At 68.5% G+C, this 15,334-nt stretch carries 8 protein-coding genes and 4 pseudogenes; 8 read left to right on the top strand and 4 right to left on the bottom strand.

Going from position 1 to position 15,334, the window contains the following annotated elements:
• Window positions 1-157: 157 nt before the first annotated feature.
• From AC5WS8_RS25475 to AC5WS8_RS25455, 5 genes and pseudogenes are all read left to right on the top strand, one after another.
• Window positions 158-811: a response regulator transcription factor gene (locus tag AC5WS8_RS25475; RefSeq protein WP_496105784.1), complete on the top strand. Its 654-nt coding sequence runs from the start codon at window positions 158-160 to the stop codon at window positions 809-811.
• Window positions 802-2,070 carry a sensor histidine kinase gene (locus AC5WS8_RS25470; protein ID WP_496105783.1) on the top strand — a complete coding sequence of 423 codons (1,269 nt, stop codon included), beginning with the start codon at window positions 802-804 and terminating at the stop codon, window positions 2,068-2,070. Before AC5WS8_RS25475 ends, AC5WS8_RS25470 begins: the two co-directional genes overlap by 10 nt.
• Window positions 2,071-2,108: 38 nt before the next feature.
• Complete coding sequence (locus tag AC5WS8_RS25465) at window positions 2,109-3,383, top strand: COG4705 family protein (RefSeq protein ID WP_496105782.1); 1,275 nt, start codon at window positions 2,109-2,111, stop codon at window positions 3,381-3,383.
• A gap of 630 nt (window positions 3,384-4,013) precedes the next feature.
• Window positions 4,014-4,187, top strand: a pseudogene (locus AC5WS8_RS25460) (group II intron maturase-specific domain-containing protein); the annotation flags it as partial.
• A 491-nt stretch (window positions 4,188-4,678) separates the two neighbouring features.
• Window positions 4,679-4,884: pseudogene (locus AC5WS8_RS25455) on the top strand (IS1380 family transposase); the annotation flags it as partial.
• On the opposite strand, the pseudogene AC5WS8_RS25450 reads toward AC5WS8_RS25455, so the two are convergent.
• From AC5WS8_RS25450 to AC5WS8_RS25440, 3 genes and pseudogenes are all read right to left on the bottom strand, one after another.
• A pseudogene (locus tag AC5WS8_RS25450) lies at window positions 4,848-4,979 on the bottom strand (IS3 family transposase); the annotation flags it as partial. The pseudogenes AC5WS8_RS25455 and AC5WS8_RS25450 sit on opposite strands and share 37 nt — an antisense overlap.
• A gap of 111 nt (window positions 4,980-5,090) precedes the next feature.
• The gene (locus AC5WS8_RS25445) at window positions 5,091-8,429 is read right to left on the bottom strand and encodes a lectin (protein ID WP_496105781.1); all 3,339 of its coding nucleotides are present in this window, start codon (window positions 8,427-8,429) and stop codon (window positions 5,091-5,093) included.
• 727 nt (window positions 8,430-9,156) lie between these two features.
• Window positions 9,157-10,317, bottom strand: a complete 1,161-nt coding sequence (locus AC5WS8_RS25440; protein WP_496105780.1) for an RsbRD N-terminal domain-containing protein — start codon at window positions 10,315-10,317, stop codon at window positions 9,157-9,159.
• Window positions 10,318-10,383: 66 nt separating this feature from the next.
• Here AC5WS8_RS25440 and AC5WS8_RS25435 point away from each other — a divergent pair, with 66 nt between their 5' ends.
• The 3 genes and pseudogenes from AC5WS8_RS25435 (at window position 10,384) to AC5WS8_RS25425 (ending at window position 14,215) form a co-directional block, all read left to right on the top strand.
• Window positions 10,384-11,649: an alkyl sulfatase dimerization domain-containing protein gene (locus tag AC5WS8_RS25435; protein ID WP_496105779.1), complete on the top strand. Its 1,266-nt coding sequence runs from the start codon at window positions 10,384-10,386 to the stop codon at window positions 11,647-11,649.
• Window positions 11,650-11,922: 273 nt separating this feature from the next.
• Window positions 11,923-12,978 carry a Ca2+-dependent phosphoinositide-specific phospholipase C gene (locus AC5WS8_RS25430; RefSeq protein WP_496105778.1) on the top strand — a complete coding sequence of 352 codons (1,056 nt, stop codon included), beginning with the start codon at window positions 11,923-11,925 and terminating at the stop codon, window positions 12,976-12,978.
• A gap of 169 nt (window positions 12,979-13,147) precedes the next feature.
• Window positions 13,148-14,215: pseudogene (locus AC5WS8_RS25425) on the top strand (IS256 family transposase).
• 78 nt (window positions 14,216-14,293) lie between these two features.
• On the opposite strand, the gene AC5WS8_RS25420 reads toward AC5WS8_RS25425, so the two are convergent.
• Window positions 14,294-15,280 carry an SMP-30/gluconolactonase/LRE family protein gene (locus AC5WS8_RS25420; protein ID WP_496105777.1) on the bottom strand — a complete coding sequence of 329 codons (987 nt, stop codon included), beginning with the start codon at window positions 15,278-15,280 and terminating at the stop codon, window positions 14,294-14,296.
• Window positions 15,281-15,334 lie beyond the last annotated feature (54 nt).

Here is a 15,334-nt window from a genome sequence, read left to right as displayed (position 1 = left end):
CCCGCGAACCCCCGCTGCTGCGGCTCGGCCGGTCGCGCCTGACTGTCGCTGGTTCATGGCAGGGCAGGGGCGTGCGGCACCAGCGGCCCGCTCCCGACTGTCAGGCAGCTGACCAGGGCAGATGGAGAACTGGGACGGGAGTATCTAGGGTCAGCACGTGGCTTTCATCATGGTGTGCGAAGACGACGCGGCGGTCCGCGGCGTCCTCAAGCGTGCCCTAGAGTACGACGGCCACACCGTGTCGGTCGCCGCCACGGCCGACAGCCTGCTGCGGCAGCTCGCACCGGCGCCCCATCTGGTCATCCTGGATCTCGGACTGCCGGACGCCGACGGCTGCGACGTCTGCCTGGCTCTGCGGGCTCGCGGCGTCGACGCGCCGGTACTGATGCTCACCGCCTTGGACGGCCTGCATCACAAGGTGGGCGGCTTCGAGGCCGGCGCCGACGACTACATGACCAAACCCTTCGACATCCCGGAACTGCTGGTCCGCGTCCGTGCCCTGCTACGCCGGGCCACCGTTGCACCCGCACCGCGGGAGGTCGTCCTCGATCCGGCGAAGCACGTGGTGACCTACGATTCGGTGAGCATGAGCCTGACCCCGACCGAGTTCCGGCTGCTGGGCCGCCTGATCGCCTCGCCGGGCGACGCGGTACGCCGCCACGCCCTCATCGCTGCCGGCTGGCCGCACGGGGCTCAGGTCAGCGACAACACCCTCGACTCGTTTGTGCGTCGGCTGCGGGCCAAGCTCGGTCCGCTGGGTGTGGCCGAGCGTCTGGTGACCGTCCGTGGCGTGGGCTACCGATGGCAGTGACGGGATTCCGTAAGCGGGTCGTCGCGCTCACTGTGCTGATCGCCACCACCGTGGTCGCGGTGCTGGTCGTGGTCTCGCACGTGCTGCTGAGCCGGGTGACGGACGCCGACGCGCGCGACCTGGCGCGTACTCGTGCCGAGGCGGTCGCGGGGAACATCACCGCCGAGGGCGGCCGTGTCGCGCTCACGGAGAACGGCAGCGAGGCGCTGGACGAGGTCGCCTGGGTATATGCCGACGGCCGCCTGATCGACGGGAACGTACCGCCGAGCGTGGTCGATCGTGTCGAGGAACTGGCGGACTCGGGGCGGTCGCAGACCGCGTCGGTCGGCGATTACCTCCTGTACGCGCGGCAGGTCCCGATCGACGGCCACCACGTCATGGTGATCGTCCGGGTGGACCTCATGCCCTACGAGACATCCGAGCAGCGCAGCCTGACCCTGTCATTGATCCTGGGCGGCCTCACGATCCTCCTCGCCGGCGGTGTCGCGCACCTCGTGGTGCACCGCGCGCTGCGGGTCGTGCACGAGATGGCCGCCCTCGCCGACGACTGGGGTCATCACGAACCCGGGCGCCGCTTCAACCTCGGAGTCCCTCGCGACGAGTTCGGGGAACTGGGACAGACTCTGGACCACCTCCTGGAGCGCGTCGAGACCGCGCTGGCGGACGAGCGCAGGCTCACCGACGAGATCGCCCACGAGCTGCGGACACCGCTCACGGTCCTGCGGGCCGAGGCGCAGCTGGCACAGCTGTCGGGCGAGCCGGTGGCGCCGGAGGCGGTGCTGAGCGAGGTCGACCGCCTCGATACGGCGATCTCGACGATTCTGCGCGCAGCGCGCGCACGGACGGACGACGGGACCAGATGCGATCTGCGCTCCGCCGCGCGGCAGGCGATCGGCAGCCGCGCGGTCGAGGTCGCCATTCCGGCGAAGATCGAGGTGGCCGTGGCGCCCGACGTCGCCGTGTCGCTGCTGTCACCCCTGCTGGAGAACGGCCTGCGGCATGCGAAGTCCCGTGTGTGGATCATCGCGCGCAACCAGGGTGAGGCCATCGTGGTCGATGTGCTGGACGACGGACCCGGGTTCGATCCCGCGGACGTCGACCGGGTCTTCGAAGCGGGTGTGACCGGCGGCGGCGGGTACGGGCTGGGGCTGCCTGTGGTCCGGCGCATCGCCGCCTCGGCCGGTGTGGAGGTCCGTGCGATCGCGGACGGCCGCGGCCACGTCGAGGTGACACTCCCGGCCGCGCGGGCGAGCACGTAGTCAGGTTGCTTGCAGGTTCCCCGCGCAAACCTCCCTGCATGACAACGACAACGGAAGCACACACGCGCAGCGGGCGCCTCATGCTGAACAAGGTCCCCGAGGTCACCATCTGGTTCTGGGTGATCAAGGTCCTGTGCACCACCGTGGGTGAGAGCTTCGCCGACTGGATCAACATGAAGCTGGGCGTCGGCCTGGTGAACACGGCCTGGATCTTCACCGCGGTGTTCGTGGTGGTCCTGGCCGTCCAGCTGCGGCTGAAGCGGTACGTTCCTTTCCCCTACTGGCTCACCGTGGTCGTTGTCAGCGTCACGGGCACCTTGTACACGGACATCCTGACCGACCAGCTGAACGTGCCGCTGTGGATCAGCTCCGCAGTGTTCTCGGTGCTGCTCGCGGTGGTCTTCGGCGTGTGGTGGCTGCGCGAGCGCACCCTCTCGATCCACTCGGTCACGACGCTTCCGCGGGAGTCGTTCTACTGGCTCGCCGTTCTCGTCACCTTCGCGCTCGGCACCGCGACCGGCGACTGGACCCTCGAGCTCACCGGCTGGAGCCCGGGAGTCTCGGTCCTGCTGCCGCTCGGCCTCATCGCGGCGATCACGCTGCTGTGGAAGTTCGGCGCCAACCCGGTGCTGTCCTTCTGGCTCGCCTACATCCTGACCCGCCCGCTGGGCGCGAACATCGGCGACTGGCTGGCCTCCCCCAAGGTCGCCCAGAACCCGGGCGACCCGACCGGTCTCGACCTGGGCACGTTCACCACCAGCCTGATCTTCCTCGGCCTGATCCTGGCCACGGTGGTCTATCTGACGGTGACACGCTCGGACGTGACCGAGACCTACGAGGCGGCCCACGCCGCACACGCCACCGGCGACCCGCGCAGGGAGCGCGTCGCGCTGGCCGGCTTCGGACTGCTCGCCGTCGCCACCATGGGCCTGCTGATCTGGGCCCACGACCAGCCGCACGTCGGCCCGGCGCCGGAGACCGACAACACCTCCGCCGTCCAGATGGCCCCCGGCGAGGCGGTGAAGAAGTTCCCGCCAGCCAAGGTCACCGCGCTGAAGACCCTGGCCTCCACCTCGCTCAAGGACGCACGCTCGGGCAACGCGACCGGCGCGCACGCGGCCGCCCAGTCGCTGCGCGACCTGTGGGACGCCGACCAGGCATCGCTGCAGCCGCTGGACCAGACCGGCTGGACCTCCATCGACGCCCAGATGGACAAGGTGCTCAAGACGTTCGGCATCGACCACTCGAACCCGCCGATGTCGCCTGCACAGCAGGAAAAGGAACTGAACGCCCTCCTGACGGACATGGGCTGACCGACCGCACAGCGCCCGGCCGGGCCACCCGGCCGATGGGCTCAGTGTGCCGAGGCGGCGCCGAGAACCGCGCCGCCTCGGCACACGCCGCAAGCCACGGAATGTGCAGCCACCGTGGCCGCCCGCAGCCCGGGCAGGTCCGCAGACTCCCGTGGGGCGGTCGAAGCCGGCGTCAATGGCTCCGACCGCCCCGCTGCCGCCCTGTGCTGGTCAGTCGCGATGGCAGCCGACTAGCCTCGCGCTTCCACGAGGCGGGCTGTCCGGCTGGTGATCAAGAAAGCAGAAAGCGCCTCTGGCCAGCGAGAATGAGGATTGCTGAGGCCCTTGTTCCCCGCTCCTGTCGGAGGCACTTTCCAGGTGAAGGTGCGACACGAGGTCGCGTGTGTTGAGTGGATGCTCTTGGAGAGGGGGTCGGCGGTGTCGCCGATAACAGGGTAGTCCCGGGTTCGTGTCCGATGACCCGTCCCCGCCTGGACGCGCGTCGCTGGCAACGGCGGGGTGCGAAGCTCCAGGAAGAAGCCCAAGGACTCCCGTTCCACCCGGGGGTGACAGGCAAGGGGCGAACGCGCTGGAGCCCGAGTGGGAGGCCCGGTTCGAGGCGAGGTCATATGGCTTCCGCCCGGGCCGGGGATGCCATCTCTCGCGGTGCTGCGCATGATCAATCCGATCGTGCGCGGCTGGTCGGCCTACTACCGGACGGTGGTGTCCAAGGAGGTATTCGCCTCCCTGGACAGCTACTTGTGGCAGCTCACCTACCGGTGGGCGCTGCCCAGGCACCCGAAGAAGTCGAGGCACTGGATCATGGACCGGTACTTCGGCCGCTTCAATACGGCCCGGCACGACCGATGGGTGTTCGGTGACCGGGAGACCGGCGCCTACCTCGTCAAGTTCGCCTGGACGAAGATCATCCGGCACCAGCTGGTCAAGGGCACGGCGTCCCCGGACGACCCCGCCCTGGCCGACTACTGGGCCCAGCGGCGACGCAGAGCCGCCCCGCTCCCTCTGGACCGGGCGACTCTGCGACTCCTGCAGGAGCAGAAGGGCCGCTGCCAGATCTGCGGCCAACTGCTGCTGCACGCCGACCGGGCCCCCCAGTCCCCGACCGGGTGGGAGCAGTGGCTCCGCACCACCCGGGCAGCGATGAAGGCACGTCACATCGCCTATCAGGGAGTAGGAACGTCGGATGGGGTGCAATTCCGCCTCGCCCACGCCTCGTGCATCCGAAGCAAGAGAGCGGACAGTGCGAGACATCAACAGACCCGAGAGCCTGCGCCACCGCGAGCGCGACACCCAGAAAGAAGACGTTCGGGCACCACCCGCTGATGGGTTCGCCGACCACGGCCGCGGCGGGTGCGGCGAGCCGGTCGTGGGCCTACTGCGGCCCGGCAACGCGGGCTCGAACACCGCCGCGGACCACATCGAGGCCACCAAGCCGGCCCTGGCCCAGTTGCCGAAGCGGTCGCGGCGCGGACAGATCACCATCTCCAGGGCGTCGAGGGCAAGGTCGGTATAGAGGGAGGTGGCGACCTGCCAGCCGGCGACCATGCGGGAGAAGACGTCGATGACGAAGGCGGCGTAGACCCAGCCGGAGAAGGTCGCCGTGCGGGGCGCCGTACGCACGGTCCGATCACTCTCGTGCCCTGGCCGGGCCGGTTCCCGGTCTGCGCCCGGGAACCGGCCCGCCGTCATCAGTGCCTGTAGTGTCCTTTACCGGCCGAAGCCGTAGGCGAACAGGTGGGCAGTGCCCGTCGAGCCCGTCACGGGGAGGGTGATCGACGCCACCTGTCTGGATGCGTCGAGCGGGACCTTCGTGGCGAAGACGTAGGTTTTCACGTTGTCCTTGCCACCGCTTCCGGTGTTCCGGTAGGCCGTCATGACGGCCGTCGTGTCACCCGCGAGCGGCTTGCTCGTCCCGGCGTTGAGCGTCCAGTCCGAGAAGCCGACCGTCGCCTGGGAGGTGGTGCCGTCGGTGTAGGTGACGGTCACCGTGCCCGAGACCCCGCTGCCGTTGGTCGGCGCGTTGGTCGCTGTGCCCAGCAGGCCCAGCGACGCACCGGACGTGCCGGTCGGCATCGGAATGGTCTGGCCGGCCGTCTCCAGGTTGTCCGGCTGACCGGGCGTCACCGTCGGCCAGGTGTAGGAGACGCCGTCGGCCGTCACGGTGGAGCCGCTCGTGACGCCCGCCGTCGACAGCGCGTTCTGCGAGAACGCCCAACCGTCGCTGTCGAAGCCTCCCGAGAAGCGGGTGCCGTCGGGGTAGATGCCTTCGTTGGTGTCGTACGGCCACAGCTCTCCGGCCTTGGCCACGGCCACGCGGAGGCTCGCCCCGCTGAGCGCGGCACCGGTGGTGTGGTCGGTCAGCTTGAAGGTGACCGGGAAGGTCCCCTCGCTCGTGCCCGCCGTCACGTGGACCTTGGCCTCGGCGCCGCCCGAGGCGGGCACCGTCAGTGAGCCGGACGCCGTGTCGAGTGTGACACCGGAGGGCGCCGTCGCCTCCCAGTCGACCGTGACGGCCTTGCTGTTGAGGTTGGTCAGGTCGAGTGTGCCGTCACCGGACGTGCCCGGCTGGAGCACCAGGCCATCGCTGGAGGGACCGGTCGCGGCCAGCACCCGGTCGCCCCCCGTGGTGTCCGACGGCGGCACCGCCGACGGGTCGGACGCCCAGGAGGTGTTGGGCTGAGTGCCGAGCCTGAAGTCGATCGTGCCTGCGCCCTTGAACTGCTGGTACGTGAGCCAGGAGGTCTTCCACTCCTTGCCCTTGACGTCGAGCGACTGCACGTACGGCGCGTCGGGCGCGGCCTGCGGCGCGTTGATCCGCACCGTCTTGCCGCCTCCGAAGCTCACCTCGGCCACCGGGAACACCGGGCTGCCCAGCACCAGGGTGTCCGTGCCCGGGGTCTCGGGGTACATGCCGAGTTCGGACCAGACGTACCAGGAGCTCATCGCGCCGAGGTCGTCGTTGCCGAACGAGCCGACCGGTGCGTTGAAGTACAGGTCCTGCTGGGCCTCACGGACGGCCGCCTGAGTCTTCCACGGCCGGCCGGTGTAGCCGTACTCCCAGGGGATCTCCACGCTGGGTTCGTTGCTCAGGTTGGCGTTGGTGTTCCCGGGGTCGGTGATGTTGTCGAGCAGACTGTCCAGGAAGGACGAGTACGCCTCGTCGCCGCCCTTCGCCTGGATGAGCTGCTGCAGGTTGAACGGGACCATCGGCGTGTACTGGGCCGACGTGCCCTCCACGAAGCCATCGGACGTCCCCGGGGTGAAACCGCCCGCGAACCGGCCGTCCATGTTCCTGCCCTGCATGTAGCCGGTCTGCGGGTTGAAGATGTTCATCCAGTCCTGGGCGCGGGCGGCGAACTTCTCGTAGACGGCCGTCTTGCCCAGCGACTTGGCGAAGGCGGCCAGGGCGTAGTCTGCGGAGTCGTACTCCAGTTGTGTGGAGACCGGGCCGTAGAAGTTGCAGCAGCCGTAGTCGTGCTCGTCCAGTGGGAGGTAGCCCTTCACCTCCCGCACCGACTCGCCGGGGCGGTCATTGTTCGGGACGGCGGCCTCGTGCTGCAGGGCCGAGAGGGCCTTCTCCGTGTCGAAGCCCCGGGCGCCGAAGGCATACGCGTCGGCGACGATGCCGGCGGCCGGGTCGCCGACCATCACGTAGCTCTCGCCGTTGTTGGAGGCCCACTTGGGCAGCAGGCCGGTCTGGTCGTAGCCGTTGAGCATCGAGGTGACGACATCGCCGGCGACCTTGGGCTCGGCCATCGCCATCAGCTGGGTCTGGGAGCGGTAGGTGTCCCAGCCCGAGTAGTTGGCGTACTGGGCCCTCTGCCCCTTGGTCAGCTTGTGGACCTGGTTGTCCATGCCCATGTACTGGCCGTTGTCGTCCGAGAAGACGTTCGGATGCAGCAGCGCGTGATAGAGCGCGGTGTAGAACTGCACCTGCTGGTCGGAGGACCCACCGCCTATCCGGACCTTGTTCAGCACCGCGTTCCAGGCGTCGTGGTTCGCCTGCTCGACAGCGTCGACGTTCCAGTTCTTGATCTCGTCGGCGAGGTTGCCCGCCGCGCCTGCGTCATTCGTGTACGAGATACCGACCTTCGCGCTCACCGTCGGGTTGGCGGAGGTGTCGAAGGTCAGGTACATACCGTTCGCGCCCGTTGCGGGAGGCTCGGCGGCCTTGTCCACGGTGGACGAGCGTGGTGCGGCGCCGGCGCCGGCGCTCGGGGCCGGGGAAGGTGGACCGGAGGGCTTGTCACCGCCCCCGTGGATCGTCGGTGACGGCTTCGCCGGGACGGTGAAGTGCTTCTCCTTCAGCGTGGTCGGCTTGGGCGCCTGCGGGGTCTGCTGGACCTTGCCCGCCTTCAGCGACGTCGCGTCGGGGTTGATGGTGCTGCCGACCCAGGTGCCGCTCGCGGTGAATGGCTGGTCGAACTTGATGTCGAAGTGCAGCGTGTACCGGTTGCGCGCGCCGCAGAAGTGACCGCTGTCGATCGCGCCGCTGATCTCCTTGTTGTTCACCACCTGGACGCGGGTCCCGTCCACCTGCGTGGCGCCTCCGCTGAGCTTGAACAGCAGGTTCGCCTGCTGCCCCGCCGGGAAGGTGAAGGTGCCCAGGCCGGCGCGGGTCGTGTCGGTCAGCTCGGTCCTGACCCCGCCCGCGTCGGTGACCTTGTAGTACCCGATGCCGGCTTGCTCGTCGTCGTGACGGAAACCGACAGACGCGTTGCCGAGGTCGCCCGACAGCAAGCCGGTCACCGGCAGGACGGGCAGGTCACCCTCGACGGAGCAGCCGGGTCCCGAAAGGTGGGTGAGGCTGAAGCCGGAGATCTTGTCGTCGTCGTACTCGTAGCCGCCGCCGTCGGCGCGGTCGGGCGTCGTGTCGGGACCCCATTGCACCATGCCGGCCGGCATGTCGGGGCCGGGGAAAGTGTCCACCGCACCGGAGGTGCCGATGAGGGGGTTGACGAGGGACGCGGGATCCTTCACCAAGGACGGCGTCGCGGTGCTCGCGGCACGGGCGCTCCCGATCGCCGAAAGCGGGAGAACGATCATGCCCAGAACGGAGACTACGGCCGAGCGTCGGCGCAATCTCTCTCGGGTAGGTGGCGCAGCTGAACGTCGAGGTCTCACCATCGGTTGCCTCCGCAGCAGTTCGTGCTTCGCACATCAGGTGCAGGCGCGCCGAAAATTGCCGGAACGCCGCCGACAGGCAACAGGTCCGGTCGCTCCCACGGCCTGACAACGTTGCCATGCACGAGTGTCGAGTGAAACGCGTGTACTGACGGCATGTCAACGAGCCCAACCGGACTTTGGGGGCGTGAGGTTCGCAGACCGACACCTTTGCGCCGCGACCTCAGGGGCCGGAGAGCGGCCCGGGGCCCCTGACGGATCCGGCGGCCGGCCTGGTCCTGCCCTCACGCCGGTCGCCACCACCCTGGGCCGGTTCCTGGCCCACCTGGACGGTTACCGTTTCGACCAAGCCGTGACGCCTGGGTCCAGCGCCTGCCCGCCAGCGTGGTCGATGAGCCCACACCGGCACTGAATGGGCCGGCCATGGAGGGCACGACGGTGCGCGGGCCGCACAGAAGATCCCCTACCGCGGACACTGTCCGACGATTCATCGGACAAATGTGTTCACGCGCTGGTGGATCAGCGGTAGAACATGTGCGGTTCCACAGCGGAGGACGGTATTCCAGCGCTCGCCGCGTATCTGCACGCCCTGGGTCTCAAAGCGGGGCTGTACCTGATCCGTTCGCCTCCTGGGGCAACGTCGGAAGTGTCACCGGCGTTCCCGGCCGGCGATCCGGCGCAGGGTGAACGCGGCACCGAAGAGTTGGACGCCTCGGGCGGTGTGCGGGTCGACGCCCGTCAACTCGGTGACACGGGCCAGGCGGTTGTCGACCGTGTTGGGGTGCACGTCAAGTGCCTGAGCCGTTCGGCGCCGGTCGAAGTCACAGTCGAGGAAGGCGGCCACCGTCGTGGTCAGACCGGGTTGCCGGTCCAGCGAGTCCAGCAGGGCGCGCAGTTCGGGCGCGCTGTCCATGGCTCCTGACAGGTGGTAGTCGAGCAGCACGTCCCGCAACCGGTACACGCCGGGCCCCTCCGCAAGGGCTGCGATGCGGCGTGCTCGTTCGGCCGCTGCGGGGACGTCCTTGGCAGTGCCCGCAGTCGCAGCGCCCACGATCGGCGCTGTCGGAAGACCGGAGGAGAGTCGGTCGGCGACGGCGTCGAGTGCGGTCCGGGCGGGCAACAGGACGCAGCCACCGCATTCGTCCGGAAGGCTGAGAACGTGTCCCTCGGGGAGAGCCGCAAGCCGGGCGAGCACCCGACGCAGCAGCCTGCGTGCCGCCACCGGTGTCTGGGACCCGGGGGATCGCACACTGAGCACGAGGTAGCCGGATTCCAGAGACAGTCCGTAACGGGCGGCGACCTCCTCGGGCTGCTCACCGCGGATGAGCGCCCGGGCCAGTTCCCGTGCCGCCGCCTGCTGGTCGGCCAGTCCCGCGAAGTACGCCGCGGTGACGTTCTCGACGGTCGCGTGGAGCGCGGTGAGCTGCATCCGGGTCAAGAACTGCAATGCCGCTTCCTCGCCGGGACGGGCCGACTCGCTCAGCGCGTCCAGCAGCACCTCGGCCCCGACGTGGTACCCCCTGAGCAACTGCACCAGGGGAAGGCCTTCTTCGGCGCGCTGGGCTGCGCGTTCCCGGAACACCTCGATGTCGGTGTCCCAAAGGCCTTGCACATGGCGGAGGAACCCACGTATCGCGTGGCGTGCTGTCGCCGCGATCTCCACGTCCCGCATCTCGCCGGGCAGAAGATCGAAGCCGGGCACCTCGGCCCGCTGACGTTCCACAACGGCTCTGGCCAGCTGGTTGATCCGCGGTTCGAGGCGTGCGGCCAGCCGCATCGCGCCGTCTCGCGCAGCGTCTCGTTGTGACATGTCACAACTGTAGGCAGCCCTCGGTGGCCTCACGGTCGATTGCTCCGAGCAGTGGTTCACGGTGGCATGGACAGCATGAGCTTCTCCCTCACCGACTACGCCGACCGGGTCTGGCACGGAGCCGTGGACGACAGCATCGTCCATGCCGGGCAGGCGGGCTCCGGCGTCATCGAGGTGCTCGACGGCGTCGGCTGGTACCCGGGGTTCGGCAACGTCATCACCTTCCGCACGGACGGCGAGATCGTCCTGTTCGACACGGGCAATCCGCTGGCCGCGGGCAGACTCCACCAGGCCGTCCGTGCCTGGAGTCGGCTCCCGGTGACCTCCGCCGTCTTCTCGCACGGTCACATCGACCATGTCTTCGGGATGGGCCCCTTCGATGCGGAGAACGCTCCTCGCCCGACCGTGCTCGCCCACGAAAGGGTCGGGGAGAGGTTCGACCGCTACCTGCTGACGGGCGGTTACAACACGGTCGTCAACCAACGGCAGTTCCAGGCACCGGATCTGACCTGGCCTGCTCAATACCGCAGAGCTGACCTGACGTACCGGGAGGCGCTCACTCTCACCCACGGCGAGCTGACCTTCGAGCTCTTCCACGTAAAGGGCGAGACCGACGACGCGACCGTTGCCTGGATCCCCGAACACCGCATTCTGTGCCCCGGCGACATGTTCATCTGGGTGAGCCCCAACTGCGGCAACCCGCAGAAGGTGCAGCGCTACCCACGCGAGTGGGCACTCGCACTGCGCCGCATGGCGGGCTTGGGCGCGGAGATCATGCTGCCCTCGCACGGAGCACCGGTCTTCGGCGCCGACCGGATCCGCCTGGCACTCACCGAGACCGCGGAATGGCTGGAGAGTCTGGTCCAGCAGACGCTGGAGGGGCTCAACTCCGGGGCCCGGCTGGAGGACCTGCTCCACACCGTACGCCCGCCGGCCCATCTGGCCGATCGGGTCTACCTGCAAGCCAAGTACGACGAACCGGAGTTCATTGTGCGTAACCTGTGGCGGCGCTACGCCGGGTGGTACGACGGCAACCCCGCGCACCTCAAGCCAGCACCCGAGGGCCGACTCGCGACCGCGTTGGCGGACCTCGTGGGCGGTGCGGCAGCCCTGTCGGACGCGGCCCGACGCTACGCCGACGCGGGCGAGCTGAGGGTCGCCGGCCACCTCGCCGAGTTCGCGGTACAGGCCGCCCCCGACGACGACGCCGCGCACGCCGCACGCGCAGAGGTCAACCAGGCACGTGCCGAGGCCGAGTCCTCCCTGATGGCCCAAGGGATCTTCATCTGGGCCGCCGCCGAGTCACGGGAACGCTGTGGCGGCGAGCCCTGACCCCGTGCGTCGCCGACGGCAGGCTCTTCCCGGCGGCGGACCGCGGCGCAGCCGCCGCATCGCGAACGCGGCAGCATCGCCATGCACCCGTCAGGCAACCTCGGTGCTGCGCTGCCGGTGCTCCCCGCCTGCGCCGCTCGACGAGTCATCGCGACATATCGATTCTCGTACAGCCTGCTCACCGCTCGACCCCAGACGTCAGGAGCCCCCATGTCCTCAGCTGTCGCGAAAGCCCGTCCATGGCGCCGCACGGCCTGTGGTCTTGCTGCCACCGTGCTGCTCGGCCTGGCTTCGACATGGGCCTCGACGGCACCCGGCCATGCCGCCACCGTCAAGCCGAAGTCCGACACATCCGCGTTCGACGGTGTCCCGCTGAACCAGATCTCCGTGTCCGGACTGCACAACGCCTACGACAAAAGCAAGTCGAAGTCGATCACCACAGGCCTCGACCTCGGAGCCCACCTGCTGGAAATCGACACCTACAGCACGTACGGCAATCCCGGCGGATGGATCGTCAGCCATTCCGATCCCTTGGTCAATGTCAACAACTGCACCTACACCACCGGATCCGGCGTCTTCAAGACCACTTGGAAGAACGGCAGCCTCAGAACGTGCCTCGACGACCTCAGGGCCTGGGGTGACGCGCACCCGGATCACGACCCCGTCTACATCAAACTCGAGCTCAAATGGGGCTTCCGCTCCAAGGCGGGAATGGGCCCGGCGCAACTGGACCAGCTGGTGGCCGAACACCTCGGCGTCAACAACCTCTTCACACCCGCGGACATGCTCGGGACCACCTATCCCGATCTCGACGTCGCAGCCAAGGCGGGAGCCTGGCCCACCTGGAACCAGCTCCGGGGCAGATTTATCGTCTTCCCGATCACCGGCACCGTGGAAAACAAGCTCGCGGGCTACAACCTGGACAACCTCTCCACCGAACAGGAATACGCCCAGCACCTCGCCGACCTCTCGGCTGCCGGCCGGATCGAACAGGCCTCAATGTGGCCCGCCATGACCAAACCAAGCCCGAACGGCGACCCCCGCCTCATATATGACGCCGACCTGCGCCCCTGGTTCGTCATCTTCGACACCCAAGCCACCCACTGGCTGAACGACGGTTACACCTTGTCGTGGTACTGCCGCAGCCACTACCTCACTGTCGAAGGTTCAGCCGAAAGCGTCGTCCCCGCGCTCGACGACACGAACCCCGACCCCACCGCCGCGGCCCAACGCGTCCAGTATCTCGCGCAGCAAGGACACTCCAGCGCCACCACCTTCGACTGGATGAACGCACCCGGCGCATTCACCATCTGGCCCCGGAACTGCTGACGTACCAGGAGAGGGCGGCTCCCCGGGGAGGGTAAATCTAACGGCGGATCCGACGATCACGGAGAGACGTCAAGATACTGACGCCGCCTTGGAGTTGGAGACCGTGAAGCCTGTCGAGAGTACCCAGCCTGGACAGCCTGCGCCCGTATCCGACGAGCAGCTGGTCGCGATGCTGGTGGAGCGGGCCCGGTCGGAGGGGCTGCAGCTGACCGGGCAGGGTGGGCTGCTGCAGCAGCTGACGAAGCGGGTCTTGGAATCTGCCCTGGAAAGTGAGATCACGGATCACCTCGGCTACGAGAACACGATGCCGGCGGCCGGGGCAGCGGCAACTCCCGCAACGGGAGCCGGGCCAAGACGGTGCTGACCGACGTCGGGCCGGTCGAGGTCAAGGCCCCGCGGGACACCTCGGGCACGTTCGAGCCGCAGATCGTCAGGAAGCGGCAGCGGAGGCCGACCGGCGTCGACGAGATGGTGCTGTCGCTCTCGGCGAAGGGCCTCACCCATGGGGAGATCGCAGCTCACCTGGCCGAGGTCTACGGGGCGGAGGTGTCCAAGCAGACCATCTCCACCGGTGGCGGTCACCGCCGAGGGACACCGGGACATCCTGGGCCTGTGGATCGGCGACGGCGGGGAAGGCGCGAAATGCCGGCTCCAGGTCCTGACCGAGATCAAGAACCGCGGTGCGGCCGATGTCCTGATGCTGGTCTGTGACGGTCCGACGGGTCTCCCGGACGCCGTGAAGACTGTCTGACTTGCGACGATCGTCCAGACCTGGGTCGTTCACCTGCTGCGGAACAGCTTCCGTTACGCGGCCCGGCAGGACTGGGAGAAGATCGCGAAGGCGCTCAGGCCCGTCTACACCGCGCCGACCGAGGAGGCCGCGCTGGAGCGGTTCGTGGAGTTCACCGACGTCTGGGGCGGGAGGTATCCGGCAATCGTCCGGCTCTGGGAGGCGGCCTGGGCGGAGTTCGTGCCCTTCCTCCGGTTCGACGTGGAGATCCGCAAGATCGTCTGCACCACCAACGCGATCGAGAGCATCACGCACGGATCCGCAAAGGCCGTCCGGGCCCGGGGGCACTTCCCCACCGAACAGGCCGCCCTCAAGTGCGTCTACCTGGCCGTCATGAGCCTGGACCCGACCGGCACCGGACGCAAACGCTGGACCATGCGCTGGAAGGCCGCGCTCCAAGCCTTCGACATCACCTTCGACGGCCGGCTCACCGCCGCACGCCGCTGAACAAAACCGACCGAGTTCCACCGTTCGCTACGCAGACCCAGCGGCGAAGTGTGAGGCCGTGGCTCCGGCGCTGCACGGTCATCTGCCCTGCAACCCCGCGAGGTTGATCCGGCCACCCTGCAGCTGCGGGTGGTGCGGGGCGGCAAGTGAGGCATCGGTGATGTACAGCTCGTGGCCGCGTACGGCGGTGGCGGTGGGGCCGGCCAGCCCGTCGGACGCAGTGAGCACGGTGACCTTCGTGCCGTTCGGGTAGACCACGTCCACCTTGTTCTGCGTGTTCCGCGCGGTGAACACAATGTCGGAGCGGGCAGAGAGGAAGTTGAAGTCGTCAATGCCCACCTCACCACCGGTCACCTGGTGGATGCGGCCCGGCTTCCCGGCAGCGGTCACGGGAATCCGCAGAAGGGTGCTTTTGTTGAAATTCGTGACCCATATCGCCCCGTTGTGGTAGCGCAGGCCGTTGACGCCTATCGGTATCGAAGCCGTCGGGACCGGCGCGAGAGCCTGGTCGGTCAGCCACGCCCTGGCTTGACCCCCTGCGACCGGGACGGCCCAGATCGTGCCCTTGTAGCTGTCGGAGACGTAGAGTATGTGTCCGGAAGGGTCGATCGCGAGCCCGTTCGGCAGGCCGTCCGCGGGCAGGGCCGCGAGGCGGCTCGGGTGGCCGCCCGGGGGCAGCTTCCACACTCCTGCGCGCGAGGCGTCCTTGGACCACACGTTGTAGTAGATGGTCCCGTCGCTGCCACGGGTGTTCCCGGTGAAGCCGTCACCGAGGACGCCGGTCACCAGCACAGTCTTGTGCTGCCCGTCGGCGCTCACCCGCACCAGCTCCGGCCGCTTGCCGGCGTAGCTGCCCAGCATCGAGACCGTCAGGGTGCTGTCCGGGTTGACGGTGATGTTCTCCGGTACCTCCCCGGCGGACCAGTCGAACGGGGCCACGGTCTTGACGTCCGTGACGACGGGCTTGGGGTGTTCCCGCCCCGCGGCGGCCGACGCGTAGGGGGCCGACACGAAGACGGCCGCTGCGGCAGCTACGGCCGCAGCGAGGTTGAGTTTCTTGCTCATGGGTTGGGTTCCTTCTCTTCGCTGTTGTGCTGCGCGGTGCGGTGCGGTGCGGTG

Source organism: Streptomyces sp. PTL18, from assembly GCF_059510295.1.
Note: the sequence above shows the minus strand (reverse complement) of the source record. Positions and strands in the feature narration are given on the sequence as shown.

Coding starts and splice junctions, on each gene's coding strand:
- AC5WS8_RS25470 (WP_496105783.1), top strand. CDS start 802: ATGGCAGTGACGGGATTCCGTAAGCGGGTCGTCGCGCTCACTGTGCTG.
- AC5WS8_RS25445 (WP_496105781.1), bottom strand. CDS start 8,429: ATGATCGTTCTCCCGCTTTCGGCGATCGGGAGCGCCCGTGCCGCGAGC.
- AC5WS8_RS25420 (WP_496105777.1), bottom strand. CDS start 15,280: ATGAGCAAGAAACTCAACCTCGCTGCGGCCGTAGCTGCCGCAGCGGCC.
- AC5WS8_RS25465 (WP_496105782.1), top strand. CDS start 2,109: ATGACAACGACAACGGAAGCACACACGCGCAGCGGGCGCCTCATGCTG.
- AC5WS8_RS25440 (WP_496105780.1), bottom strand. CDS start 10,317: ATGTCACAACGAGACGCTGCGCGAGACGGCGCGATGCGGCTGGCCGCA.
- AC5WS8_RS25435 (WP_496105779.1), top strand. CDS start 10,384: ATGGACAGCATGAGCTTCTCCCTCACCGACTACGCCGACCGGGTCTGG.